At 60.4% G+C, this 25,940-nt stretch carries 24 protein-coding genes and 1 pseudogene; 11 read left to right on the forward strand and 14 right to left on the reverse strand.

Going from position 1 to position 25,940, the window contains the following annotated elements; genetic code table 11:
• Positions 1–178: 178 nt before the first annotated feature.
• Entirely contained in the window at positions 179–1,222 is a 1,044-nt protein-coding gene (locus tag EDE08_RS20855; RefSeq protein ID WP_165936069.1) for an AI-2E family transporter, read from the reverse strand.
• 221 nt (positions 1,223–1,443) lie between these two features.
• Between EDE08_RS20855 and EDE08_RS20860 the strand changes: the two genes are divergently transcribed.
• Complete coding sequence (locus tag EDE08_RS20860; RefSeq protein WP_131870707.1) at positions 1,444–2,322, forward strand: cytochrome c oxidase assembly protein; 879 nt, start codon at positions 1,444–1,446, stop codon at positions 2,320–2,322.
• Between the two features lie 15 nt (positions 2,323–2,337).
• Here EDE08_RS20860 and EDE08_RS20865 read toward each other — a convergent pair whose 3' ends face one another.
• Genes EDE08_RS20865 through EDE08_RS20885 form a run of 5 tightly spaced genes read right to left on the reverse strand, consistent with a single transcriptional unit; the run spans position 2,338 to position 7,885 of the window.
• On the reverse strand, positions 2,338–3,402 hold the full coding sequence (locus EDE08_RS20865) for a sodium:calcium antiporter (RefSeq protein ID WP_131870708.1): 1,065 nt from the start codon (positions 3,400–3,402) through the stop codon (positions 2,338–2,340).
• A gap of 30 nt (positions 3,403–3,432) precedes the next feature.
• Positions 3,433–3,789 carry a hypothetical protein gene (locus EDE08_RS20870; protein WP_131870709.1) on the reverse strand — a complete coding sequence of 119 codons (357 nt, stop codon included), beginning with the start codon at positions 3,787–3,789 and terminating at the stop codon, positions 3,433–3,435.
• A gap of 6 nt (positions 3,790–3,795) precedes the next feature.
• Entirely contained in the window at positions 3,796–6,348 is a 2,553-nt protein-coding gene (locus EDE08_RS20875) for a cbb3-type cytochrome c oxidase subunit I (RefSeq protein ID WP_131871006.1), read from the reverse strand.
• 23 nt (positions 6,349–6,371) lie between these two features.
• Positions 6,372–7,370 carry a cytochrome c oxidase subunit II gene (gene coxB, locus EDE08_RS20880; protein ID WP_245524836.1) on the reverse strand — a complete coding sequence of 333 codons (999 nt, stop codon included), beginning with the start codon at positions 7,368–7,370 and terminating at the stop codon, positions 6,372–6,374.
• Positions 7,371–7,414: 44 nt separating this feature from the next.
• A complete protein-coding gene (locus EDE08_RS20885) occupies positions 7,415–7,885 on the reverse strand; it encodes a hypothetical protein (RefSeq protein ID WP_131870710.1) in 471 nt (156 codons plus the stop codon).
• Positions 7,886–8,551: 666 nt separating this feature from the next.
• Here EDE08_RS20885 and EDE08_RS20890 point away from each other — a divergent pair.
• Positions 8,552–9,643, forward strand: coding sequence for a c-type cytochrome (locus EDE08_RS20890; RefSeq protein ID WP_131870711.1), 1,092 nt, complete (start codon positions 8,552–8,554; stop codon positions 9,641–9,643).
• 50 nt (positions 9,644–9,693) lie between these two features.
• Here the strand turns inward: EDE08_RS20890 and EDE08_RS20895 are convergent, their stop codons facing one another.
• The 4 genes from EDE08_RS20895 to EDE08_RS20910 form a co-directional block, all read right to left on the reverse strand.
• Positions 9,694–10,212, reverse strand: a complete 519-nt coding sequence (locus EDE08_RS20895) for a DUF421 domain-containing protein (RefSeq protein ID WP_131870712.1) — start codon at positions 10,210–10,212, stop codon at positions 9,694–9,696.
• Between the two features lie 105 nt (positions 10,213–10,317).
• Entirely contained in the window at positions 10,318–11,070 is a 753-nt protein-coding gene (locus tag EDE08_RS20900) for a LysM peptidoglycan-binding domain-containing protein (RefSeq protein WP_131870713.1), read from the reverse strand.
• A gap of 43 nt (positions 11,071–11,113) precedes the next feature.
• On the reverse strand, positions 11,114–11,302 hold the full coding sequence (locus EDE08_RS20905; protein ID WP_131870714.1) for a DUF3008 family protein: 189 nt from the start codon (positions 11,300–11,302) through the stop codon (positions 11,114–11,116).
• 270 nt (positions 11,303–11,572) lie between these two features.
• Positions 11,573–14,017 carry a membrane-bound PQQ-dependent dehydrogenase, glucose/quinate/shikimate family gene (locus EDE08_RS20910; RefSeq protein ID WP_245524837.1) on the reverse strand — a complete coding sequence of 815 codons (2,445 nt, stop codon included), beginning with the start codon at positions 14,015–14,017 and terminating at the stop codon, positions 11,573–11,575.
• Between the two features lie 178 nt (positions 14,018–14,195).
• On the opposite strand from EDE08_RS20910, the gene EDE08_RS20915 reads away from it, so the two are divergent.
• The gene (locus tag EDE08_RS20915; RefSeq protein WP_165936070.1) at positions 14,196–15,146 is read left to right on the forward strand and encodes a YihY/virulence factor BrkB family protein; all 951 of its coding nucleotides are present in this window, start codon (positions 14,196–14,198) and stop codon (positions 15,144–15,146) included.
• Here EDE08_RS20915 and EDE08_RS20920 read toward each other — a convergent pair.
• Complete coding sequence (locus tag EDE08_RS20920; protein WP_131870716.1) at positions 15,109–16,491, reverse strand: DUF2254 domain-containing protein; 1,383 nt, start codon at positions 16,489–16,491, stop codon at positions 15,109–15,111. The genes EDE08_RS20915 and EDE08_RS20920 overlap by 38 nt on opposite strands.
• 517 nt (positions 16,492–17,008) lie before the next feature.
• On the opposite strand from EDE08_RS20920, the gene ltrA reads away from it, so the two are divergent.
• Complete coding sequence (gene ltrA, locus EDE08_RS20925) at positions 17,009–18,385, forward strand: group II intron reverse transcriptase/maturase (protein WP_165936071.1); 1,377 nt, start codon at positions 17,009–17,011, stop codon at positions 18,383–18,385.
• 200 nt (positions 18,386–18,585) lie between these two features.
• Here ltrA and EDE08_RS20930 read toward each other — a convergent pair whose 3' ends face one another.
• Entirely contained in the window at positions 18,586–18,969 is a 384-nt protein-coding gene (locus EDE08_RS20930; protein ID WP_131870718.1) for a BA14K family protein, read from the reverse strand.
• Between the two features lie 244 nt (positions 18,970–19,213).
• On the opposite strand from EDE08_RS20930, the gene EDE08_RS20935 reads away from it, so the two are divergent.
• Both EDE08_RS20935 and EDE08_RS20940 read left to right on the forward strand, forming a co-directional pair.
• The gene (locus EDE08_RS20935) at positions 19,214–19,573 is read left to right on the forward strand and encodes a response regulator (protein WP_131870719.1); all 360 of its coding nucleotides are present in this window, start codon (positions 19,214–19,216) and stop codon (positions 19,571–19,573) included.
• Between the two features lie 253 nt (positions 19,574–19,826).
• On the forward strand, positions 19,827–20,000 hold the full coding sequence (locus EDE08_RS20940) for a DUF1328 domain-containing protein (RefSeq protein WP_131870720.1): 174 nt from the start codon (positions 19,827–19,829) through the stop codon (positions 19,998–20,000).
• Positions 20,001–20,272: 272 nt separating this feature from the next.
• Here EDE08_RS20940 and EDE08_RS20945 read toward each other — a convergent pair whose 3' ends face one another.
• Positions 20,273–21,067, reverse strand: a complete 795-nt coding sequence (locus tag EDE08_RS20945; RefSeq protein ID WP_131870721.1) for a Crp/Fnr family transcriptional regulator — start codon at positions 21,065–21,067, stop codon at positions 20,273–20,275.
• Positions 21,068–21,414: 347 nt separating this feature from the next.
• Between EDE08_RS20945 and EDE08_RS20950 the strand changes: the two genes are divergently transcribed.
• Entirely contained in the window at positions 21,415–22,125 is a 711-nt protein-coding gene (locus EDE08_RS20950; RefSeq protein WP_131870722.1) for a PRC-barrel domain-containing protein, read from the forward strand.
• A gap of 426 nt (positions 22,126–22,551) precedes the next feature.
• Here the strand turns inward: EDE08_RS20950 and EDE08_RS20955 are convergent, their stop codons facing one another.
• Positions 22,552–23,106 carry an SPW repeat protein gene (locus EDE08_RS20955; protein ID WP_131870723.1) on the reverse strand — a complete coding sequence of 185 codons (555 nt, stop codon included), beginning with the start codon at positions 23,104–23,106 and terminating at the stop codon, positions 22,552–22,554.
• A 580-nt stretch (positions 23,107–23,686) separates the two neighbouring features.
• Here EDE08_RS20955 and EDE08_RS20960 point away from each other — a divergent pair.
• From EDE08_RS20960 to EDE08_RS20975, 4 genes and pseudogenes are all read left to right on the forward strand, one after another.
• On the forward strand, positions 23,687–23,890 hold the full coding sequence (locus EDE08_RS20960) for a CsbD family protein (protein ID WP_131871008.1): 204 nt from the start codon (positions 23,687–23,689) through the stop codon (positions 23,888–23,890).
• 248 nt (positions 23,891–24,138) lie between these two features.
• Positions 24,139–24,360, forward strand: a complete 222-nt coding sequence (locus EDE08_RS20965; protein ID WP_131870724.1) for a hypothetical protein — start codon at positions 24,139–24,141, stop codon at positions 24,358–24,360.
• Position 24,361: 1 nt separating this feature from the next.
• A complete protein-coding gene (locus tag EDE08_RS20970; RefSeq protein WP_165936072.1) occupies positions 24,362–24,796 on the forward strand; it encodes a hypothetical protein in 435 nt (144 codons plus the stop codon).
• 553 nt (positions 24,797–25,349) lie between these two features.
• Positions 25,350–25,802: pseudogene (locus EDE08_RS20975) on the forward strand (DUF4142 domain-containing protein); the annotation flags it as partial.
• Between the last annotated feature and the right edge of the window lie 138 nt (positions 25,803–25,940).

A 25,940-nucleotide genomic window follows, 5' to 3' on the forward strand; every position in this document is an offset into this window, starting at 1 on the left:
CAATTGTAAATCGGCCGCGCTCGATGCCGAGAAGTGGCTGCGGGGGACGAATTGTACGGTATCGCTCCAAACGGCGCTCACCTGCGACTTTCGGCGGAAGAACGAGACGACGGTTACGAGCCTGCTGAAGAGAAGAAGTCGGAGGGCCGCGGTCCTGTCGCAGGGCTGGAAACGGCAATTAGTTGGAGCGTCTCTCTCCAGGGATCGTGGTCTTCTCGCCGAGGGCTTCGCGGATCCACAACTTTTGCACGAGGACCATGACAACGACGGTAAGAGGCGTTGCGAGGATGACGCCTAGCATGCCTCCTAGCGCTCCGAATGCCGAGAGTCCCAGCAAAATGAGCGCGGGCGGCAACTCCACTGCACGCTTCTGAATCATCGGAGTGATAATGTTGCCTTCGAGCTGTTGAATGACGAGAACAGCGCCCACTGTCCACAATGCTATGCTAAGGTCCTGTGTTAGCGCGAATAGGACTGCCGGCAGCGCTCCGATGATCGGGCCGATCAACGGAATGAAGTTCGTCGCACCTGCAATTGCTCCAAGACCGACGGGAGAAGGCAATCCGATCGCCCAAAAGGCAAGCCCGCATAGCAGGCCGACCAGCGTCATGGAGGCGAGTTGCCCGAGAAACCAAAGGCGAAGTGCTGAGGCGGAAATGTCCAGCGCTTCTGCGATGCGGTCATGCTGCTCGGAAGGGAACAGCTTGATCACGCCGCGACGATAGACGTTCGGGTCAGCCGCAAGATACACTGCTACGACCGTGACCAGCAAAAGATCACTCAAAACGCCAAGCGCAGTATAACCGACGCGGGCGGCTCGGGACAGCAACTGTCCGCTGCCTTCGTTGGAAAGAGTTTCCTGAACCTGTTTGAATGCATCTGCAATGCCCAGCGTCGCGCCTGCAACATTGATTGCGCCGGGAAGTTGGTCGAAGACCCCTGATATCTGTCCGATGATTTGTGCTCCGAATAAGCTGAGCAAGATGCTGGCAAGGGCTGCCAATGACACGCAGCTCGCGGCGAGCGCCCAGCCAGTTGGCAGCCGGCTGTATCTTGCAACCGCGGCGGCAAGTCCTCCTAGCAGAACCGACAGGAGAACGGCAGCGAAGAGGAGGATGAATAGGTCAGCAAGCTTCCACGCGATATAGGCGATCGTGGTCACTGCTAGCGTGATGAGTACGCGGCGGAGAAAAATCCAGTCGGAGGCGGGGGCGTAGCTCATGTGCATGGAACCGACCCGGCGGAGGTGGCGCTACCGAGTGTTACCTGAAGGGTGAATGCCGGGTTGGACAACCGCGCTTTCATGTTACCTCCTCGATCGTTCGTCGCGGAGGAACTGCGGATTGTCGCGCTCGTTCCATTAGATCCAAACGACGTTGGTGCCGGGCACCTGACAAGCGCCACTTTTGGGCCAGGCACGTACCCGCTCCGAAGGGGCTGCGAATGAACGATCCCGCAAATGACCTGGACTCAGTGTGGTCCCTTTGCCTTGCGTCCGGAAACTCGGTCGATTCAGCAACGATCTGGTCGGCGTGGAGCATCGCGCCCGCCGTGACGGTTCCGTTGATTCTGTTCGGGGCCTTCTATGCTGCAGGAGCCTTCCGGCGCGCCGCAGAGCCGCATGATTCAGGAGCGTTGTCCTATGAGACAACGGCCGCGGTAGCGGCGATGTTCCTGCTCGCGGCTGCGGTCGTGAGCCCGCTCTGCCGGCTATCCGCTGCGCTCGCTTCGGCCCACATGATACAGCACCTCGTGCTGGTCATCTTGGCTCCGCAGCTCATTGTCGTTGCGGCTCCGATTCGAACGCTCGGAGCCGGACTAAGCAGAACCACGTGCGCGACCTCGAGCAACGGCAGGCCAGAGGTTCAGTGGAATCGACCGCTGCTGGCCGCTGGTGCCTACGGCTTCCTGATCTGGTTCTGGCACGCTCCCGCGACGTACGAGCTTGCGTTGACAAGCGCGGGCTGGCACCTTCTTTATCTTGGATCTCTCATGCTGGTCAGTCTCTGGTTCTGGACCTGCATGGTTCGAGCGAGGTCGACTGGTGCGGCCGCGCTCGCTCTGCTCCTCACGATGGTTCACACCGGTTTGCTCGGAGCGTTGCTGACCTTCGCTCCGCGGCCGCTCTACCCTATCATGAGCGGAGGAGCAATCGTGTTTGGACTTTCGCCGATCGAAGATCAACAGCTGGCCGGCCTCATCATGTGGGTACCCATGGGTTTGATCTATCTGCTCAGCGCGCTCTTGGTCATCAGCCGCGGATTCTCCGAGCAGTCAATGAGGCAGTCGTCTGCGACGACGGGTAGCGCCGACTGGAAGTGAGGCCCGAGGCCGCTCTCAACTTTGGACAAAGTAGAGAAGCATGACGCCAACCGCAAACGTCAGGAGGGCGGCAAGAGCGTCATAGCCCATCCGCAGGAACGTTTTGTTCGCGCGCTCGAGCAGACCAATCAGAAAGATCCCCGTCAGGATGATCCCGAGCGTTGCCGCGATCGCTTCGAATCGGCCGGCCTGGTTCAGGACCGGCTTGCCCGCATAGACGAGGTCGGCGAGAAAGATGAGTCCGAGCGTGAGAATGTTGGTGCCGAATACGTCCCCCAAAGCCATCTCGTAGCGCCGCAGCCGTACCGCCGAAACGATGGAACTCAGTTCCGGGAGCGATGTGGCAAATCCAATCAGCACAAGCCCAACGATGCCGGATCCCAGACCAGTGAGCTTGGCGACAGCATCACCGCTCTGCGCGAGACCAAAGCCGGCCACCAGGATAGTGGCTGCACACAGAGCCGTCAGCAGCGCCAGGGTAGTTAGCGAACGGTGGGCGCCGTCCTCGCTCTGATCGCTCCCGCCTTCCTCGCGCTGCTCCGGCTCATGGTTCTGGCGTTGCTGGACGCGCCAAGGGGCGCGCCTGCCATAACGTGCCGATATCCAGAATGCAAAGATGGCGTACGCAAGAAGCGCGAGCGACCAGGCGCCGAACAGGCCAAGACTCACATCGCCCGCCAAAACCGCAGCAATGGTGAGCGCCAGGGCGATGATAACAAGCACGCCCTGCATGATCGTCGTCGGCCGACCGATCGTCGACGTGATGGCGTCGCGGCCGAGCACGGCGTCGGCCACGGCGATCAATACGACATTGATGGAAACGCTGCCCAGCAGGTTATTGGTAGCAAGGGCGGCGTTTCCGATATATGCCGACGTTGAAACGGCGGCGATCTCCGGCAGGGACGTAATCGTGCCCATGAGAAGCATGCCGACGAATGCCTCGCTCAATCCCGTCTTGTCGGCGATCGCGTCAAGATATTGTGCCAGCTTGTAGCCGGAGAACCAGACGATGCCTGCAGCTGCCATGAAAATTGCAAGGTTCGCCGCAAGACCGAGACTGCTGAAATCGCCGAGATTCATTGTCGGATCCTCCTGGCTGCGGCCGCTTCCCTAGCCACACGGTGGCACCACAAGGGCCGGCAATCCGCCCCACCCAATTGCAAGGAGCGACAACAGCGCCACCGCGGCCGTCAGGTTTCGCAGGAAGTCGGCGGATGGCCCACGCGCATCGTTGGGGCCCGTGATTCGAAGTGCAATGACCAGCACGCCGATTACGCCAGCTAGGGCAATCGCAGTGGCCAGGCCGACCGTCAGCGGAACTGCGCCGATCCCGAACAGGTGCAGCCGATGAAAGCCGCGGGCGCAGGCAAGCGCGTTGAAGACGTAGACGAACCCGAAATGTGCAGCCCAGATAAGCAGCCCACCAAGCACGAAAACGGTCTTGCGAATGAACCCGGTGTTCTCCATGCGAGCTTACCCGAGGAGACGCGGAAACAGGTGAACGATCGCGAGCGATATGAGCCCTTGTGCAACGGCGTAGCACCAAAGGAGCTGGGTATTGTCGAAGGTGACGCGACGCTCGGCGGACAGGCGGCCCGTGAGTGAACGGGCAGCTGTATAGAGGCCCATGAGCACAAGCACAGCCGCAAAGAATCCCTGCCAGGCTGCAACCGTGTACACGACAGCGCCGTAGCTCGTCACTGACGGCCACAAACCAATGGAGCGCTGGCCGAGCACCTCAATGGCGACGGGCAACGGGATCAGCAATATGGCGGTAAGGAGAGCCAAGATGACGAGAGCGGAGCTTCCGCGCGGCACACGCGCGAGCAGCCGACCCGTGGCAAAGATTGCTGCGCCGCTCAGCAGATACAGAACAGCCGAAGCGGCCGGCCAGACGAGATGCGGCAGGCCGCTCGATTCGCGTGGCCAAAGCTGCGGGTTTACCGTCCATAGAAAGAAGTATGAGAACAGCAGGCAAGCGAATGCGGTAGCAGCGACCATGATCAGCACGATCATCGCCCACCAGCTATGGCTCATCGGACCCGTAACGTAAGCCGGAAGTACGAGGCCGCCGCCAATATCGACGGCCGGCACATCCGGACCCGGGTCCGTGTCCCACACCCACCAGATCACGCACGCAACAGCCAGTGCGCCGCAAGCGAAAGCCGGAACGTAGATTTTGAGCGTCAAGCCGAAAAAGAAGGCCGCGGTAAACAGCGCCGCCAACACGGGCGGCCAACTCGGACCCGGCATCCTCAGCACGTATTGTGGCCGCGCCTCGATGGGGCTGGTCACTATGGTCTCGCGCGACCGCGTCGGCGCGCCCGGCAGGTAATACCGCCCATCCTGCACGTCTGCGGCAAGGTTGGGCTGGTCCCAAAGCGGCTCGCGGCTGGTGACGATGGGGATCGAACGTGTTTGGTAGTTGCCGGTAGGCAGCCATTCGAGCGTTCCAGCATTCCATGGATTCCCGGCACTTGCTCCGAATGGACGGAAGTTCCTTGCAAGGTCGATCAGAAAGGTCAGAACTCCGGCGGCGATCATGAATGCGCCCACCGTGGAGATCATGTTCAGCGGGCCCCAGCCCATCGCGGCGATATAGGTGTAGGTGCGACGCGGCATGCCCATCAGGCCGGTGAGGTGCATGGTGAAGAAAGTGACATTCACACCAATGAACATCAGCCAAAACGCGGCTTTGCCCAGTCGTTCGGAAAGCGGCTTGCTCGATATCGTCGGCGCCCAATAGTAGAACGCGGCAAACAGCGGAAAGACCATCCCGCCGATCAGGACGTAGTGGAGGTGAGCAACCACGAAATAGGTGTCGTGTGCCTGCCAATCGAATGGGGCCATTGCCACCATCACGCCGGTCAGGCCGCCCATCGTAAAAATGAAGAGAAAGCCAAGACTGAAGTAGGATGGAGTCTTCCACTGCAGCGTACCCAACGCAAAGGTTGAGATCCATGCGAAGACCTGGATGCCGCTTGGTATCGACACGGCCATACTCGCCGCAGAGAAGAAGCTGATTGAAAGAGCCGGAAGGCCGGTGGTGAACATGTGGTGCACCCACAGCCCAAACGACAGGAAGCCTGTGCCGATGATGGCCAACACCACAAGCCGGTACGCTACGAGGGGCGCCTGCGCCATTGCAGGCACGATCATCGATACCATGCCCGCGGCAGGCAGGAAGATGATGTAGACTTCGGGATGGCCGAAGAACCAGAAGAGGTGCTGCCACAGCAGCGGATCGCCGCCCTTCTCAGCGACAAAGAAAGGCCAGTGGAATGCTCGCTCGAGCTCGAGAAGCACCGTGGCGATGATAATCGCAGGGAAGGCAAGAACGATCATCAGCGCGAAGATCAGCATTGCCCAGGAGTACACAGGAAGCTTGTCGAGCGATTGTCCCGGTGCGCGCGTCTTCAGAACGCCGACGATGATCTCGATCGCACCAGCGATGGCCGAGATTTCGATGAATCCTATGCCGAGAAGCCAGAAATCGGCATTGATCCCGGGAGAAAACGTGTAGCTCGTCAGTGGCGGATACATGAACCAGCCGCCATCTGGAGCAAGTCCGAAGAAGAGACTGCAAAAGAAGGCAAGGCCACCAACGAAATATGCCCAGAATGCATAGGCCGACAATCGTGGAAACGGGAGGTCGCGTGCCGCCTGCAAATTCGGAAGCAGGTACACGCCCATGGCCTCGACGGCCGGCACCGCGAAAAGGAACATCATCAGCGTGCCATGCATAGTGAACAGCTGATTGTAGAGTGCGTGGCCGATAAGCCCGCTTTCCGGGACGGCCAGCTGCGTGCGCATCATCAGCGCTAGAATGCCCGCCAGAACGAAGAACAACATCGCTGCGCCGACGTACCAGACGCCGACATAACTGTTGTTGACAGCCGAGATCAGATGGAAGCCGCGCGGCGGCGCCCAGATTCGCTCTAGCTCCTCGAGTTCGCCCTCTGGGCGCGGCACTGCATTCGGAAAGCCGTCAGTCCGGACGGATGTTTTCTCCGGCGGATTCGCGATAGCGGAGTGTTCGGCATTCGTCGTCACTTGAGACCCTCAAGATACTCCGCAATCGCGCGAAGTTCCTCTCCGCCCAGGTTGGAGAATGACGGCATCAAAGCGCCGGGCTTTAAATGCTGTGCGGACGCGATCCAACCTGCCACCGTGCCAGCGTTGTTGGGGAAGCTTCCAGCACCGATCGATTTCCGGCTGCCGAGGTGGGTGAGATCGGGACCGATCTGGCCCGACGCCGCCGTCCCACGTACGGTGTGACAGGCGCCGCAACCCGAGGCAAGGAACAGCTCCCTTCCTTTGACGCCCAGCTCGGTCACGGGATCGCTCGCGGGCCTCTTCTGGTCCGCAAGCCAAGTCTGGAAATTGTCGCGCTCCACCGCGACCACGTAGAACGCCATCAGGGCATGCTGGGCGCCGCAATACTCTGCGCATTGGCCGCGATAGACGCCGGTCCGCGAGGCCGAAAACTGATACCTGTTGACACGTCCCGGTATCATGTCGAGTTTTCCGGCCAGGCTCGGCACCCAGAACGAATGGATGACGTCGTTTGATTTCAGAATGAATTCGACAGGCGCGCCCACCGGAACCCGAATTTCGTTTGCGGACACGAGCTGCCGCTCGCCCCGGGGACCCAGATAGTTCACTCGCCACCACCAGCGCTCGCCGACGACTTCGATGCGGGCCGCGGGATTCCCGCGAGCAGCCGAACGACCCGTAAGCATCAGCCCATAGACCAGGAGAACTGTGAGAACAGCAACCGGCATGGCGACGCCGAAAATGATGACGAAGCGATGCCCGCTCATCCAGCCGCGCCTCGTCCCGCCAAACACTGCATGCGCCGTGAAGGCGAGGACCAACAGAAATAATGCCGCGCCACCTGCAAACATGATCCAGGTCAGGGTGCGGATGGCTTCCGCATTCGGACCAGCCGTGATCAGCGCTGACTGCAACCACATCAGCGACGGCCGGCTGCCATGGCTTTCTTCCGGCAGCATCCAAGTGCAGCCCGAGACGCCAGTGCCGATCACCAGAATTACCGAGGGAGAGGCTGCTTTCATTTTTTTGGGGTGTACTACAGATAGGCGGCGATATGCACCGCCTCTTGATAAGAGATCGGGAATTGCGGCATGGCCGTCTGCCGTATCAGCGGCGGCGCATCGCGCACCCAGGCGACAAGCACAGCAGGCCAGTTCGGAATCGCTTCCGCGATGTACGTTCGCTTGAACGCGCCATCGCCGGCCTTGCGGCTGTTCCTTCGAGCTCTTGGGTTCCAAACTTCGAATCTGTTTCGAGGCGGTTGACGTATCGTACCCCCGGATAACGAAGGATGTTGCTGAGCTCGCGACCAGCCGGTGCCGTGGCAATAGATGCAGCACCGGACGCCGAACTCTGCATTTTCGACAACCGCAATTGCTGCGCCGTGCTGCGACAGGGGCGGCGGCACCGACGCAAGTGCAGGCAGTGCTTTGCCGTAGCGCGATGCGCAGAAGGCCGACACTTGACGGTTCTGTCGATCAGAAAGATCTTGGGCGATCGGTGCCATGATCGGATTTATCCGTGTCCCTGACGAGTAACCGTTCACGATTGACGAGAAGCTCGAGGGGCGCTGCGGCGGTATCTCGCATGCCAACGTTCATCGGAGCAGACTGGACCTCACGCGTGCCCAGGGGTCACTCCCGCTTCCGCGCTCGAATGTCCCTCAAGCTCTTCAGATCGATGATTGTTCCTAGCGAAACGGCAGCGACTTGGTCCTGGCGCGGATTAGTTTAGCAAGCGATGATTTGCTGTACGTTAGGGTACATTGTTTCGAATTCGCGTCGGTTTATTGTTCTGCAGTGGTCGTTCCTTGAAGGGTGACTGCCCCCGTGACCCGGCGGAGCACTGACACGCTTTGCGAAGGTATTCTTTTCGCTAGCTGGATGTGAAGGGCCGCCACGTCGATCAAAGGAACAAGCTTTGAGAAAGCGAACCCTCAAGCAACGAACGAAACGGCATGGAGAAAGCGCAATCTGGCTCCGCTGCAGAGCCGTTTAAGCTGCAGCGAATCCCTGCTGTGATTGATGCGCTCGCGCCGTTCGGAAGTCCGAGTTGCCGATCAAGGCTCGGGGAGCGGCCTCAGGAACCAGGCTACGGAGTGCAGGTTGGTAAGACCGCGGTTCCGCCGCTTCCGCGGAAGGGTCGCTGATCAGGTGCGAGTTGGAAAGCCACGATGCGGAAGCTACTGTGGGGTACGCTGATCTCCATCTTTGCTGCGGCAACGGCAGCATTCCTGTTCGCTTGGTCGGGCATCTATAGTATCGCTGCGTCCAGCGGTCATCTTGCGGTCGTCAGCAAATTTCTCCAGTTCGGCATGCAGAATTCGGTCCGGACGTACGCGATGGGAATAGTAGTGCCGCCGCTCGGTCCCGCTCACGTCGAACAGGGCATGTTATACTTTCAGTCCGGGTGTGCGCCTTGCCACGGGGCGCCCGGCCGGTCGCGCAATCCGGTGGCTTTGGGCATGCTTCCGCAGCCACCGGATCTCACGGGTGTCTCCGATGACTGGTCCGATGCGCAGCTGTTCTGGATCGTAAAGCATGGGATCAAGTACACCGGCATGCCGGCGTGGCCAGCGCCGAGCCGCGACGACGAGGTTTGGGCGCTTGTCGGATTCCTTAGACGCATGCCACAGATTCCAGCTGGAGAGTACAAGGCCGCCACACGTCTGCGCGACGGCGAAAGCCAGGGCGCCCGGACAATGGCGAACGAAGGATTGATCGTGGGTCCGTTTGCCTGTGGCGGTTGTCATGGAGCGCGCGGCGAGGGAAGCCCGCTCGGTGGCGTTCCGAGGCTCGCGGGGCAAAAAACTGCGTATCTCGAGATGGCGTTGGAAGAGTTCGCAGCGGGTACCCGACCCAGCGGGATGATGGCGCCACCCGCCGCTAACCTGGACCGGCAACAGAGAGCCGAACTCGCGCGCTACTATTCGTCAATCAAGCTCGACGAGGTGGTAAAAAGCGACACTAGCGAAAAAACCGTAAAGTCGCGCCAGCTTGGGGCCATGCTCGCCGAACAGGGCGCACCAATGCGCGGAATTCCTGCCTGTCAGGCCTGTCACGGAAGGGATGGGCGTGCAAGCGATAACATTCTCCAGTATCCTGCTCTTGCGGGACAGCATACCATATATCTGACCAATCAGCTGCGGCTCTTTCGGGCGGGCAAGCGAGGCGGCCGCTTGGCGAACGTCATGTCGGCTGCGGCGCACGGCTTGACTGATGAAGACATCGAGGGTGTCGCAATATACTACAGCACACTCAAATGAGATGGACGAGGTAAGGCTGCAGACCGATGATGCGGCGAGGCTCCGGGTTGCTAATGGTGAATGGCCGCGCCCTGAAGTGTGTTGTTGCCCATCTTGCCGGCATTTCCTTCAGATAGAACGCTTATCGATCCATCTGTTTCAAGAACGGCAGCTGCAACGCTGCTGACGTCGGTGACCCCATGGGCTCGGAGCGCGGCAAGCACTTCTTCACGTGTCACGCGTTCCCTTCGCAGAGCATCGTCCAAAAGTGAACCGTCTCTAATGATCAAGGTCGGCTCAGCTTTGACCAGACGTTGTAGGTTTTCAGAACGAACCGACAGCCACGTGATAACGAATTGCAGGCTGATCAGTAGAGCCATTGCAAGCACGCCTTCCGACAATGTTACGGACTTGTTGAGGAGCACGGTCGCTAAGGTCGAGCCGAGCGCCACCGTGACGACAAGGTCAAATGCGTTAAGTTTGGTCAGCGTTCGTTTGCCGGAGATGCGGAGCAGAGCAACGAGCGCCAGATAGCTTGTCGCTCCGACACTAAGGATGCGCACCAAGTCCGTCCAGCTTTCAAACATCATGATGGTTTCTCTGCCCAGAACTGACGATGCAGCATTCGCTTGTCCCCTTGTGAACGGGGCGCGTTTTACAAGCTGTTGCTCCCGAAGGACGGCAGCCTCACGTACTCACTTTCCGACTGATGGTTCGAGGACATCGAACACTGCAGAACGCAACGCAATGTCGGTCGTCGGCCCCGCTATGACGAAGATGAAGTCACGTTGTGGATCGGCCCATCTCGGCAACACCAGGGTCACCTGCAAAGTGCCTTCCGCACTGGTCAGCGCAGAATCCAGGATCTTATAGTCGCCGCCGGGTTCACCACCTGCGATGTCAACCCGCTGAGTGGTCGGAAGTCCGATGGCCGACAGCGTCACCGGCGTTTCTGGAACTCCCTTCCTACGGGACAACGCAACTTGTGCTTCGACGCGTTCCATGCCGGGAATGCTCAGGCTATGGCCCAGCTTTCGCACGCGCAAATGCAAATCCGGATTCTGTTTAACGAAATTGTCGACCGATTGGGTAATGGTCTCGGCTGCTCCTTCAATCGACTGGCCAGCATCTTGGGCGTAGGATTTCAAGCGACCGAACAGCGATCCCGCCGCTTCCCGCGCTTCGGTGGCGGCGTCGTCTGCCGAAGGCGCGGCTAATTTCAAGAGCATTCCCGCCTGCAAGTCCTTCGATCCTTGCACTTTTGGATTGAGATCGAGAATTCTGGCTTCTGTGACGTTGCAGCGCTCGGCGAGGGCACTCAAGCTCTCGCCTTGGCGGACTTGGGCTTCATTGCCGCATTGGCTATCTGCCGCCGCGGCCGGTCCGAGCGTGATTGCAGAGCAGAGCGCTGCGGCAAAAAGGGGCGAACGCATGGTGGCTGCAGGCATGGCTGTGCTTACGGAACCTGGCGGGATCTGGTTGTTCGGCGCATCAGTCTTTCGACCGATGTTCAGGTTTCCCTGCGCGTTTTGTCGAGGCCATGTTTTTGAGCTCTCGCTCGCTCATGGACTGGTACATTGATTTCGACGCGCCCTTCAGATGCGAGACCTTCGTCTCCTTGCGTTTGGCGGACAGAGCTGCGCCGGCTGCCCTTTGTTGTGAACTGGATTTTGCAGGCATGCTCTCCTCCGATGTGTTGGATCGATCAAACCGCTAACCGGCATGTCGAGTAGGCGTTCCTGAGCATCCATCGTCGTCCGATGGGGCGCATCGATATGATCGCGACTAGAGAGTGTCTTGGCTGATCAGGATGATAGGTGGCCGCCGCTCCACGGCGCCTGAGACCAGCGCGGGCCCGTCGAGCTTCGTTTGAGTTAAGGTGCCCGATCAATCAACAAGATGCACTTGGGTCAGGCCGGCGAAGACCCTCCGAGCACCGGTTGACCAACTTCACTCGGTCGCTGGCGTGTTCGCATTGACGGAGGCGGCAGACGGCGAGGACTTGAGGCTTTGACTGCCTTGCGGTGTCGAGTTCTGGCTGGACCTCACCTCCGCCGGCAAGGCGTACGCCACTACAGCATCTCCTATGGGCGTCTCCATGAAATGATGACCGCCGGCCATGATGACGAGGTATTGGCGACCACCTGCTTCATAGGTGATCGGCGTGGCCTGCCCGCCGGCGGGAAGCACGTCGTCCCAGACAGTCTTTCCCGTCTTGATATCGATCGCGCGGATCAGATTGTCGGTCGTCGCTGCGATGAAGACGAGGCCGCCGGCAGTCACGACGGCGCCGCCGTTGTTTGGCGTCCCGATCGTGATCGGCAGCATCGACGGGATGCCGAACGGGCCGTTCGTCCGCGCTTCACCAAGTGGGCGATCCCACAGCGTCTTGCCGGTCTTCAAATCGATGGCGCGAATGCCGCCATAGGGCGGCTGCTTGCACAACAACCCGCTGCCGGGCAACCGCCAACCGGCATTGACGTTGATGGCATAGGGAGACCCGAATTGCGGATCGCCTGCGCCTTCTTGCCCGCCGATCTCACCGCGCGCCTGGTTGCGCGGAGCCCAGCCGCGTCGGTTGGCTTCGTCGCGCGGCACCAGCCGGTTGTAATTCGGCATGTCGTTGTAGTTCGCAACGATGACCTGACGAACGGGATCGACGGCGACGCCGCCCCAGTCGGAGCCGCCATTGTAACCCGGATATTCAATCCAGTGCGGGCTGGCGGTGGGCGGCGTGAAGATGCCCTTGTAGCTCGCCCGGCGAAACTGGATACGGCAGATCATCTGATCGATCGGCGACATGCCCCACATATCCTGCTCGGTGAGGTCGGCCTTCCGCAGGGTGTGGTAAAGCGAGAATGGCTGGGTCTTGGCACGTTGCGCAGGCTCGACGCCGCCTTGCGGCACCGGCCTCTCTTCGACGCCGACGAGCGGCTTGCCGGTGCGGCGGTCGAGCACGAAAATGTCGCCGCGTTTGCTCGGCAGCACGAGCGCTGGGACCGCCGCGCCGCTTTCGGTGGGGAAGTCGACCAGCGTGGCCTGAGAGCCGAGATCGTAGTCCCAGACGTCGTTGTGCACGGTCTGGAAATGCCAGGCAGGCTTACCGGTCGTGACGTCGAGCGCGACGAGGGACGTCGCGAACTCCTTTTCGCGCTCGGAGCGGCTGCTGCTCCAGTAGTCGACGGCCGAAACCCCAAGGGGCAGATAAACGAGGCCCAGTTTCTCGTCGCCGGAGGCGGTCGTCCACATGTTGGGTGTGCCCCGCGTATAGGTCTCTCCTAACGGTGGCGGCGCGCCGGCATCTGGCTTGACCATATCCCAGGCCCAGCGCAACGCGCCGGTCTGTGCATCGTATCCCTGGATCACACCCGAGGGAGCATCCCGCTTCTGGCCATCCAGCACTTGATGCCCGACGACGATGACACCGCGAACGATCGTCGGCGGCGACGTGATCGAAAACATGCCGGGATCGTGCTGGCCAATTCCGGTCGCGGTATCGACTTGACCGTCATATCCGAATGCCTCGCAGCGCTTGCCGGTCTTGGCGTCAATTGCGATCAGGCGCGCGTCGAGCGTGCCCTCGATGATGCGGCGGGCGCACGCTGTGTCCTGACCGGCATCGGGAACCTCGTAATATGCGAGACCTCGGCAAGCTGCAGTGTAGGGAATGAACGTGTCCGGGACACGCGGGTCAAATCGCCAGATCTGCTTGCCGGACTTGGCGTCCACTGCGAAAACGATGTTCTTGGGTGTGCAGACGTAGAGGTTGTCTCCCACTTTGAGCGGGGTATTCTCGGCGCCGTAGGTCCCTTCTGCGTTCTCGGTCGGCAAGTCGCCCGTATGAAAGGTCCAGACCTTGGTGAGCTTGGCGACATTCGTCGTATTGATCTCGTCGAGTGGTGAATAGCGGCGCGCACTGTAGCTGCCGCCGTAGGCGGGCCAATCTGCGCCCGTCTTCAAAGGCGAAGGGTCGGCCATCGCTGCCATCGGCGATGGCAGCGCGTGCACTGTCGCGTTTGCGGGGTGGAATGCCCCCGTCATCAGCGTAGTCGTGGCAGCCAACAACAGGAACCCGACGAGGATAGTGGCGATGGGCTCGTATCGATGACGTATCGGGCGGAGCTTCGGGGTGAGCGCCATAACGGCGACTAGCAACAAGCCTGGACCGACGGTCCGCGGGACCAGCGCCCAACCATTGGCGCCAACTTCCCAGAACGCCCACGCGAGGGTGAGCAGGAACAGAAGTAAGTAGAGCCATGCGCCCTCGACACGCCGGCGGGCCAACAGAGCACCCGAGACGATCAGCACGATTCCGCTGGGCAAGTAATAGAACGAGCCTCCCAACCAGAGCAGCCAAGCACCGCCGGCCCCGAGCACGAGGCCGATGAGAATCATGACACCTCCGAGAACTGATGCCGCCCAATCTGCTGCGCGATACGTTTGAGCCATTGCCGAACTACTCACGATGAAGCTGCCTGCTTCAGGATCCAAGGCAGGCCCAACGCATTCGTTCCTTCACGACTAGGTACGTTCCCGGACCGTGACTAAGGCCCTTGGCCCATTGTTTTGGCGCTTGGAACCTACGCAGCGACGGGAGGTTCTCCGTCCTTTCCTGCAAGCGCCACGATTCGCGATCGACGTGCCCAGAAGCGCAACCAGCAATGTTGAACCGGTGAACACCGATCGCTCCAGACCTGTGCGCAGATTTATCTCCGTCGCGGTCGCGGTCTGGGCGAGGCTCGCAGAGCACAACGTTTCAGTCCTGTCTGCCGCCGTTGCCTTCTATTCCTTTCTCTCGATCTTCCCTGCGATTGCGGCGCTCGTGTCCCTCTACGGCCTCGTCGCCGACACCGACGACATCGTGCGACAGCTCGATGCGCTCCAGGTCATCCTGCCGGATGAGGCGACCGCGCTCATTTCGGGACGGTTGAAGGCACTCGAGCAGGGCACGCGTCCGCCCTTCGGCGTAGGGCTGATGGTCAGCGTCGGGATTTCGATCTGGAGCGCCCGCTATGCGACCGGCACACTGATGACTGCCTTGAACGTGACTTACGGGGTCTCCGAGGAGCGGGGATTTGTTCTCTTCAACGCCGTCGCTCTGTCGTTGACCATGGCGTTGATCGTTCTAGCAGGGGCAGCCGTGATCCTGATCGCGGTGCTGCCTCTTCTGATCAGTTACCTGCCAGTTCCACCGGGCTGGCAAACTGCGGCCATATGGATCCGGTGGCCGCTCCTCGTATGCATGATCGCGGCCATAATTGCATTGCTCTATCGGTACGCACCCAATCGACCCCAGCCGAGATGGGACCTTGCTTCGGCCGGCGGGCTTCTCGCAACGACCGGGTTAATCGCGGGGTCATACGCATTCTCAACATATGTTAACACGTTCGCTGCTTATCAGACGACCTACGGTTCGCTCGGCGCAGTTGCCGTGTTGATGACGTGGCTCTGGGTCGCAGCCTATTCCATCCTCGCGGGCGCCGAGCTCAACGCCGAGATCGGAAGCCGGTTGGCTGAGCGATAGTCTCTGGACCATCGTCGCCGCTCTGCAAAGAGGAAACTTGTGCAGTGAATTGCCCCATCGGACCTGTGCGGACCATGAGGGTAAACGCTTGATACCGGCGCTCGACATCCTCCCTGTCGCTCGCCGAGGCAATCGTTCGACGCGCGTCCGCGAGGACGAGGTCAGCATGATGGGAAAGGGCCGCGAGCCGCGCGGGAGCGCGCTCACAGCTCGCGACTTGCGTCAAGACATCGATCAGCCGGATCGATATTGCCGGGTGAGCGGCCGCGCTTTGCCGGATCATATGGAACATGGTGTCGAGCAATTGATCATATTGCACTTGCGGTACGACCAGGACCGGCCGATTTCCCTTGATCGACACTCCCGTCGGAAGGTGCAGGGGAACGAGATCGCAGAGGGCCGCTCCGAGCCGGTCCAGCACTGCGAGCGCCGTGTGTGGGTCATTGATGCCGGGGGAGAGCGCCCTGACTGCGACCTCCACGAGCTGGCGAACCGCGTAGCGCAGATCGGAAGAGATGCTGCTGCTTCCGCCCAGCGCGGTCGCATTCCGAATGGCGGTCTCGGCGTCATCGACGGGAGGAGTAACCACAGCAACGGTCGCTCCCGGGAAAACATAGTCGCCGGGGCCGATCAACAGGCGAATGGTCACTTTGTGCTTGGCCGCCCAAGTGGCTAAGCCATCTTCGTCGAGATGCTGCAGGTAGCCGCGCCGTGAGTCCCGCAGGGGCAGGCAGCCGATCCAATACTCCTCCGGGGGAGATTGTGGCTGCGGATCCTTGGCCGTAAGCTTATGGATAGCGGAGCGAAGGTCCTCACTGACGAGTTCGATGACCGTTTCCACGTTGATCCGGCCGGCGACATGACCGACGAAATACACCAGCATGGCAACACAAGCCAATGCGAGCACGATCGCAACGCTCATGGAGAGATGAGGGACGAAACCGCCCTCAGGCTCCGTCCGGATACTTCTCAGCACGACGAGGGCGTAGCAGAACGTGCCGAGCAACATTCCCAGCGTGATTTGGTTGCCGCGGTCGCTGGTGAAATTGCGCAGCAGCCGCGGCCCCATCTGACCGGCAGCCAGAGACAATGCGGCAATAGTGATCGAGAACACGGTCCCCGCCACGCCGACCGTCGCGCTGGCAACGGCGCCGAGCAGGGTCCGGGCCCCGGTCGCGCCGCCATCGTAAATCCAATCCTGCAGAATGGAAATCGAAACGGTATCGCTCTGGTCAATCTGAACGAGAGTGAAGGCGGCGATGAGGCTAGAAAGCACCATCAACATGGGCACCAGCCAGAATGTTTCTCCCAGATCAGCCAACAGTCTTTTGGCACGAGCGAGCATGACTTAGACAGCCGCAAAAATCGCAGACTAACCTCAATTCCGGTCTGTATGGAAAGTTGCAGAGAAGGAGCGGTTCGCCGAACCGCTCCTTCTGCGTAGTGCGCCGAGTATGAACGACAGCTTGGAGGTGGAAGTCCTCTATCCAGCCTGATGACGGCGAAGGATTAGCGAAGCGCAAGGGCGTCATCGTGAGGTGGGGTCTGAAGACAGCGTGGAGCAAAGCCGCGGCCCGATGGACAAACATCGGATAATGAGGCCTACCCGGCCGGACGAGCGAGCTACTGATCGCAAAGTCCACGGTCATCAAGAGCCGGGGTGGTAGATCCGGCGGGGGTGCGGTGAAGGCGGTCGGTCTTACCTCGGGAGGTCTACGTTGTGTCCCGGCAACGGGACTGGGGTCGCCGTAAGGCGATCTGACCGCAACGCAGAAGTCAGCAGAGGGCATAGTAGGCGGCAGCGCGCCGCCGAAGGCCCGAACGGTGGAAGAGGTCAGTAGAGCGGCAATCTCGTGCAGGCCATGCAGCAGAAGTTACGACAAACACTGGACTTGGGCCGCGACGCGACGGGTGAAGCCCGAAGCGCCGCCTCCCAAGGGACTGAAGCCGGCACGGCGGGAACCAGCCTCGAAGGCCCGGCGGTCGCAGGGCCGTCGATGGAAGCAGTGATCGAGCGTGAGAACCTGAAGACAGCGTTGGCGCAAGTGACGCGCAACAAGGGTGCGGCAGGCATCGACGGGATGACCGTCGACGAACTGCCGGCCCATCTGAAGGAGCACTGGCTCGCGATCCGCGCCCAGTTGCTTGACGGCACCTACAAACCACAGCCGGTGAGGCGGGTGGAGATACCGAAGGCATCGGGCGGCTTGCGGCCGCTCGGTATCCCAACGGTGCTCGACCGCTTCATCCAGCAGGCGGTGATGCAGGTGTTGCAGGCAGGTTGGGACGGAACGTTCTCCGAGGCGAGCTTCGGCTTCCGGCCGAGCCGTTCGGCGCATCAGGCGGTGGAACGGGCGCAGACCTACATCGCGTCCGGGCATGCCGTGGTTGTGGACATCGATCTGGAGAAGTTCTTCGACCGGGTCAACCACGACATCCTGATGGGGCTGGTTGCCAAGCGGGTAACTGACAAGCGTCTCCTGAAGCTCATCCGTGGCTTCTTGACTGCGGGTGTGATGGAGGGAGGGCTGGTCAGTCCGACGGAGGAGGGCACGCCGCAGGGCGGCCCGCTCTCGCCGCTGTTGTCGAATCTGATGCTGGACGTGCTGGACAAGGAGCTGGAGAAGCGCGGCCATCGCTTCGTGCGCTACGCCGACGACTGCAACATCTATGTGCGCAGTCAGAAGGCGGGCGAGCGGGTGCTGGCCGGGATCGAGAAGTTCCTCGAAAGGCGTCTTAAGCTCAAGATCAACAAGGCCAAGAGCGCGGTCGCCAAACCGAGCGTCCGCAAGTTCCTGGGCTTCAGCTTTACATGGGAGCTGTCGCCACGGCGGCGCATCGCGCCGCAGGCGATCGCCCGCTTCAAGGCGAGAGTCCGGGAGCTGACGCGGCGCACGTGCGGCCGAAGTCTCGCGCAGACCGTCAAGGAGCTGTCCGTCTATCTCAAGGGATGGCGCGGCTACTTCGGCTTCTGCCAAACTCCATCGGTGCTGCGTGCACTTGATGAATGGATCAGGCGGCGGTTGCGCGCCATCGCCTGGAAGCAATGGAAGTGCGGACCCGCTCGTTTTGCCGAGCTGCGACGCCGCGGCGTCGGCCGGGTCCTGGCGGCAAAGGCCGCCAGCAGCCCACGGGGCCCCTGGCAGCTCGCGAACAGCCCCGCGCTCAACATCGCTCTGCCAATCGCTATGTTCGGTTCGCTCGGCTTGGCTTCTGTCGCGGCACAACGACCCGCATAATCCGCCGAACCGCCGTATACGGACCCGTACGTACGGTGGTGTGGGAGGGGAGGGGTCGCGAGGCTCCCCCTATCCCGATCATTACCCGCTGCTTGGGGGTACCTGAATTCAGGCGCGACGTCGGCTGCTGCGGGCTCTCCTTCGCCCCATCTCCGGAAGGGGCCGGCCCGAAAGTTAGTGTCGTGAGGACGCCCTCCAAGTCATGGGCATGGATGTCTCACGCCGTCGTATCCCATGTAGGTCCCGGTGCTCGGGTCGTAAGACTTGTATCGTTGGGAGCAGTACGCGTTGTTCTCGGCTGCCTGCGCCCGGCTGTTGGCAATAGCGCCTCCGATCGCCGCACCTGCCACGAAACCACCTACAGCCGGCCCCCAACCGCGGCCGTAGCGGTGCCGGTATCCGTCCCGCCAATGATTGCGATGACGGTGATGCCTCCACTGAACTTCCACCACATTGGCGTGGTTCTTGGCTATCACGCTTGCAGGCGATATCGGGGCTGCGTGCGCGGGAGGAATTCCAATCGGCACTGCGAGGGATGATACGGCGGCCGCGGCACACAATCTGTTAAAGAAAGTAAAGTTCATCAGCTCTGCTCCTTACCGTTGATGCACAAAAGAAATGCGCAAGCGGGCGGCGCCGTTGCAGAGACAATTGGTACAGGTGTGTACCAGGGCGCCGCGTCGGTTGATTCATCGTGACGAATCTCTAGCCGTTCATCAGACGGACTCTGGTTGGTTCTTGTACAGAAGCGCACGATGTTTCCGCTGTTCGATGCGAATGTGGCTTGATGATCGACGATCGTCGATTTCAATAAGCGAGGGTTCTGACTTGCCGCAGATCCATGAGGCTCAGATGCGAATAGCCGTAATCGAAGATGAATACCTCATCGCCGACGATCTGATCACCGAGATCCGACGGCGAGGTCATGAACCCGTGGGCCCCTTTGCCGAGCTAAGCCACGCGTTACATGCAGCGAGCCGCGCAGCCTTCGATGCCGCGCTGCTTGACATCGACCTGCAAGGGCAATCGTCGTTCGGCATCGCCGACATCCTCCTGAGCAAAAACATCCCGTTCCTGATCTATACAGGATACAGCCGCGAGGTGATCCCCATGCGATATATTCCACGCCTTGTCGAGAAGCCAATCTCGATTGCCGACGTCGTGGATCGGCTCTCCGGAACGCGATGATGCGCGGCTTGGCGAAGCCACGTTAGGTCCGCAGCACCGCCAACTGTCGGCTGCCCCGGATGACCGAACACTCCGAGGTCCTTCCTTGTAGGATACAAGAGGCCTCGCCGCGCGCTCGCCTCAGCTCCACGGCGATATGGGGTACGCTGTCGCACCTTCCGCGCGCCATGGGGGACGCGTCTGGCTCGGAACACCCATTGGACGTGACGATTGTCGTCCAGGCAGGTGAGGGCCTGACAAGTAGGAGCTTTATGTGCTGAAGTGGGCGTTGATCTTCTTTGTCATTTCGGTTGTAGCCGGATTCCTCGGGTTCAGCGGAATCGCTTCAGGCGCGTCCACAATTGCGAAGTGGTTGTTCTTTGCGGCCATCGTGATCTTCTTGCTGTTCGTGGTCCTCGCCTTCTTAGCCGGAGAAGTGATTTTGTAACCGCACGAAGCGAGTGCCTGTGCGGATGTGCGGAGCTGATCGAGGGCGCCTGCTGCCTGCTGCAAGCCATTCGCTTGCAGCAGACCGGACGGCGCACCATCAGGGAAGGGGCGGCTTCTCTAGGCAAGGCTCCTCGACCTCGATCAGAGTCAGGGTAGGATAGGGCGCGTTTCGCTGCTCCGGACTGAACTTGGTGCGCATCTGGACGAGGTGAACACATTGCCACGCTCGGAGCCTACCTCCTCCTCGGGCAAGCCGGAATTGCTCGCCTCCTAAGCATCGGTTCCATTGAGAGAGTATTGATGTGCAAATGTAATCACACGATTGCAGTTACAGGATAACTCCTCGAGGCGCGCCTCGTCCAAGATGCGGACCTGAGCGCGACCTTGCTTGATGATCCCCTGTGCCTCCATTTTGCTCATTGTCGTCGTGATGCCAGCGCGTCGAACTCCAAGGGCTTGCGCCATGCATCGGTGCGTGAGCGGGATTTCGCGGGATGAGAATTTGTCCTGTGCAACCAACAGCCACCGCGCCAACCGCTGCTGCAGGCTGTGGCGCGAGTTGCATGCAGCTAGCTGCGAGCTTTGAATCAGTGTGGCCTGCACGTACCGCAATAGCAGCTTCTCGATTTCTCTATCCCTCCTTACGAGATCGATCAGTGTATCAGCTTCGATGCACAGGGCGGTGCCGGGAACCTGTACCATGCAACGGTGAGGGGAAACGCGCATGCCGAGTATCAGGGGGATGCCAATGAAGTCGTTTATCCCGAGGGTCTGAATTTCGACTGGGAGACAGTTACCGGCTCTGGCGGTCAGAGAGGCCGCGCCGTGCTCCAGAAAATAGGCATGCCGCAGCGGGAGGTTGCGCTCCTGAAGCAGTTGTCTCGGTTCCAATCTGACCTCATCGCAGCATACCAAGAGCCCCCTTTGTGATGAATGAGGAAGGTGACGGATCAGGTCGTTGTTCGGGTGGTGCGCATGCTGCGCTTCATTTCCCTCTCGTGTCCGACCGAGGGACGGTGCCGGACTGATTGTCGGAAGGCCGTGCTCGTGTTCGATCCTCAACATTCTTGTCTCCTCCGAAGGTGATCTTCGAATGATGTAGGGCGTGCGCCGTCCGGTCCCAGTCGGGCTGAAGGTGAACCCTCGTCAGGAGAAACCTGACGGGGGGCCAAACGACCGGGATCGACCTGACCAGAAATGCGTATGCAAATTTGGAAGCCGACTGCCCTCGGCGTCGAGAATCGTCAGTTCGGCACGCCGAGCAGATGTTGGGGCAGCAGGTATGACCGGGTACGAAGTCAATCGCTGGACCATTCCTTTGCACGGTAGCGAACCATTCTCTGAGAGCACCAAGAACGTCGATCGCCTTGTGCGATTAGGGTACGGTAACGCTGGACGGTAGGAGCACTGGAATGCGGATCAAGAGCAGGATTCCTATTCTAATTCTCATGGGTACAATCTCGACCTCTCTTCTGTCGGTCCCCGCACGGGCAGAGACGGCAACAGCAACTGCGAATGAGCAGCCGGCGCGATCGCAGTTTGCCACCACGGTGTACGACGGATATCGAGCGTCGCGATTGCTCGGAAGTGCAGTGTTCTCCCTGAAAGGACAGTATCTGGGAGCCGTCCGAAACGTGATCATGGCAGACGACGGCCAGATCGTTTCCTTGCTGGTCGAAGGCTTTCGAACCAAGAATGAGCCGGAGTTTATCTCCCGAGTTCCATTTGAGCGCGTACTGCGTCCGCTTCACCACGGCGCTATCGTGGCAGACTTTTCCGATTTGAGGTCGCGAGAATACGGCCTCTTCACCGACCCTGGCACCGCACAGTCCGAGCCTCACGAGTTCTCGATCTCCAAAGTCATCGGAGACTATGCGCGGCTGCAGGCAGGACAAGGCTACGGCTATGTCTCCGATCTCGTCTTCGACCGCGGCGGAAAGCTCGCGGCCATCGTGATATCCCGCGCAGCGGCTGCGGGCGGAGGGACCTATGCCTTCCCTTACCCCGGCCAAACCGGGCGATGGAGCCCGAAGCTGAGCTATTACGGCCTGCCTTACGCCACGGCAGATCAAGCAAACAAAGCAGGCCTGCGCCTCGACATGAAGGAGTTTCAGGACTCGTGAGCAGCCAAGCATCCGCGCGACGGTCCGCGGCGATGCGCGTCTCTCCGAAGGCTGCACTCGGGGCGTGCGCGCACCCCCAGAAGGACGTGGCAAGAGATGTCGGAGAAATGACGGTAAGGTGGCGGTTACTCGGCTGGGTGATGCCGGGTTGGGGCTTGTATGCTCCACTGGCGCTCGAATGCGAAGTGGCAGGCACATGGAGTGGCAGGCACATTAAGACGGCGGTCGGAACGGTCGCGGCAGCGGCTCTCTTTCTTGAGATTTTGGCTGGCTCGTTCGCAATCTATTCTCCAATTCGATCACGATCTCGTGGACCAAGCGGGCTGCAAGCGGGGTTGTAGCATCCTTCGCCAAGCTTTTGAGCTGGCCCAGGCGCCTCGACATGACGTGCTCAGTGTCGCATTTGGCCACCTTCGACTCCTTCTCCTAGGGCCTTTCACCGCCGGAATGCTGCCGCGGCTGCGACATTCTTTTACGCTCAGCTGTTGCGAATTGACCCCGTTTCCTATCTGTGCTCGCGCTTCTAGGATACCGGTCGGGCTCCCTCTCGGGCGGCATGCGCCGCGCGCTCGCCTTCAACCCCGGCATAGAAGGAAAGTGATCTGAAGTCATCTGCGATGCCTTCTGGCCGGCCGATGCGCTTTCAAGCCGTCGTACGAGCAGAATGCGCGTGATGGATATTGCAAGCGCCGAAACACCGGCGAGGACAAGTGTCACGATTGCGGTGCGGTCGGCGATACCAAGCATCCAAGGTGATGTGATCGATCCTGCGGCGAACGCCGCAACGATGTACAACTCCCACGTCTCGAAGGCGATCAGGGTGGCAAGTGAGGACACGGCGAGGCCCGCACCTATCACAACCGCCGTCTGAGTAGGTAAATCCGGAACCGCTGCCCCAAAGCCGAGAATCCAGGGAGAGATGAACAGACCGGTGCCGATCAGAAGCATGGCGACGTCGCAGGACCTTCCGAGTTGTTTCATTTGGGCCTCGTCGCTCGTTCGAGAATCTGCCGATGGAAGTCTTGGGGGGCGATGTCTTCGGGGTTAGTTCCGGCCTGGACGTCACCGCGGTTCACGTAAGCACCTTCTGCACTCGACATACGCGATTGGTTGGTTGAGCGGAGTGGGCTGCTCCGACGGATCAAGCTCAAGCCTTTGCCGCCCTTCGCCAAGGCACCCATCATTTGCGATAGATACCCTTTCGATATACGCGCGAAGCAAGGCGATGGACGCACGCGCACGAGAAAGACATAGTACAAAAGCGTACCCATCTTGTTGGACGCCAATGAGTTTTGAGCGCGAGCTCGAGCGTTCAGATCTGCTGGTTTCGAGGGCGAATTGACTTACGACGGCGAACCAATGGTGCCGTAGCCATGCGCGTCTCGTACGTCGCGTCGGTCTTAGTCATTGTCGTGCTCGGAAGGCCGCCGCGGACGCTCTACGGCTTTTGCCGTGATCGCAGGTCGGGCTATCTCGATCAAGCCAGTGTCGATTGGAACGTGCGGCGGTGCATGGCATTGCTGAGAAATGGGGCGTCAGCGAAGCGGAAGGAGAGATCACAATGAACTGGGATCGTGTTCAAGGAAATTGGCAGGAGATGAAGGGCAAGGTCAAGGTGCAATGGGGGAAGCTGACAGATGACGACCTGGATGTGATCGGCGGCAAGCAAGATCAACTCGAGGGCCGCCTGCAGGAACGATACGGCTACGCCAAAGATCAGGCAAAGAAGGAAGTAGATGATTGGTCGAGTAAGCTGAACTCGTAGTTCATGGGGCGATGTACCGAAGAACCGTGCAACAATCCGATGCTTGTCTGACCGACCCTGCGAATGGTGGACGGGGCTCCGCCGAGCACAAGGCTTACACCGCCCTTCCTCCGGCGGTGTAGGTCGGGGTGTCGCGGCGCGGGAGGGTCCGGACGAGGAAATCAGAAATGACTACTCGAGACGGCAATTTCGGAACGCTGTCGAAGAGACAGGATTGGCGATCATTCAAGATCAAAGGAGCATAGCAAGTGGCAATTCAGATTGTGATGGACGCGACGGGCGATACCCGGCATCATTTCGCTCCGGATAGTGCCAACGAGGTATCCGAAGCCGAGCGTCGCTTTAACCAACTGACGTCGAGCGGCTTCACTGCTGCGGCGCGCGTCGCTTCGGGTGACCTACGACTTGTTCGCTCGTTCGATCCGACAGAGCCAGAAACCCTCTTCTTCCCGCGGCTCGCAGGAGGGTAGCTTGAAACTTCTTCACTCTACACGGGCCGGCCGGAACGAGCCCAGGCTCGCCGCGCTGCGGGAGCTATATCGGATATCGGAGCGGGAGAGACCTCCTGAGGCCCGCGGCCGCCAGCTGTTGAGAAGCTGGCTTCCGCCCGGGCAACTCGAAACCTTCGACAAGGAGGGATATCTCGATGTGGTTGGGAGCGCCACCGGCCGAAGCTACCGAATCTACTACAGCACCGTATCGAACATTCGGGAGCTGAACGACGCAGGCGCTCCAGTCGAGGGGGGCTGCTTCTTTCCCGCGGCGGCCTTGCCAATCGGCGACGTCGTGCTCGCGCAAAAGATCATCCTGGAAGACGATGAACCACGAGCGCTCGCAATCGCCAACCGCTTTGCCTCCACATCCCGACCGATCCAACCTGATGACGTGCCCCGGGCGCGACGATAACCGTCCGACCGCGTCATTTTCCCCGGTCCAGCAGCTGCCCGGGGTCTAACGGTCGGTCTGGATTTCAGCAGGGCGCCCGAGCAGCAGTTTCGCTGCGACGGACGCTGCTGCAAAGATCATTCCCCAACGTCGATGCCACACATCGCGGACGGCGAGGGGAATGACACTGCATTCGCCTTCGCGCGATCTGATCGTACTCCATCCGATGGTCGCGAGATACGTCATCGCATTGCGCGTCAGCGCACCAGCTTATTCGAACAAACCCGGCCTTCGGAAGTTTGTGTGCTTAGGGTGCATGAAGCCGTGCACGACCATTCGACGGAGGGTTCTTGCAATGAGAACGGTTGCTCTTGCTTTCTCGGCGCTGATGGCCGCCACGTTTCTTTCTGTAGCACAGAATGATGCGGGGAGCTTGGTCCAGGGCCCTGCCGGCGCACCGGTGTAAGCGCAGGACAGCTCTCTTTCCCGGGATGCGCAAGAGTTCGTCAACAAGGCCGCAATGATCAATATGATGGAGATCGAGGTGGCTCGAGCGGTTTAGAAGCGAGCAAGCTCGCCCACGTATGAAGAGTTCGCAGCCATGATCGCCACCGATCACACGAACCTGGGTTATAACCTGAAGCGCATTGCCGCGGAGATTTCGAATCTGAGGGCCCCCGCGGAGCTGGATCAGCAGCATCGGCAAAGGGGCGCGCAGCTTCAGCAGCTCCAGGGCGACGAATTCGAGCGACAATACCGCCAAACCCAGATCGACGGACACAGGAAGGCAATCCGGATCTTTCAGGAGTTTGCAGACGGCAGCGCTGGGCGTGCAGATCTGCGGTCTTGGGCTCAGGCCTCCCTGGCCGTACTGCAAAAGCATTTGCAGAGGGCGCAGAACCTTCCTACCACGCGCGCGCAGGTCGCCGCAGCGACCATGGACGGCAACGAGGCCGTCCGCAACGACACGACGAGCGGAAACGCCGGTTCTGCTGCGCGGCCCGAACGTCCGGAGTCCGGTCGATGAGGCTGCCCAGCTGGTCAAGGGCTTGCAGAACGATTCGGAACGCGTCCAGACGCAAGCGATGACCACGGCGCTGAAGGTGAGCAACAAAATGTCACGAAGCAACCAGACGGAAGCTGCGAGAAATAGACCGATCGCGCT

The organism is Bradyrhizobium sp. R2.2-H (assembly GCF_004346455.1).
In the GTDB taxonomy this organism is placed as follows: domain Bacteria; phylum Pseudomonadota; class Alphaproteobacteria; order Rhizobiales; family Xanthobacteraceae; genus Bradyrhizobium; species Bradyrhizobium diversitatis.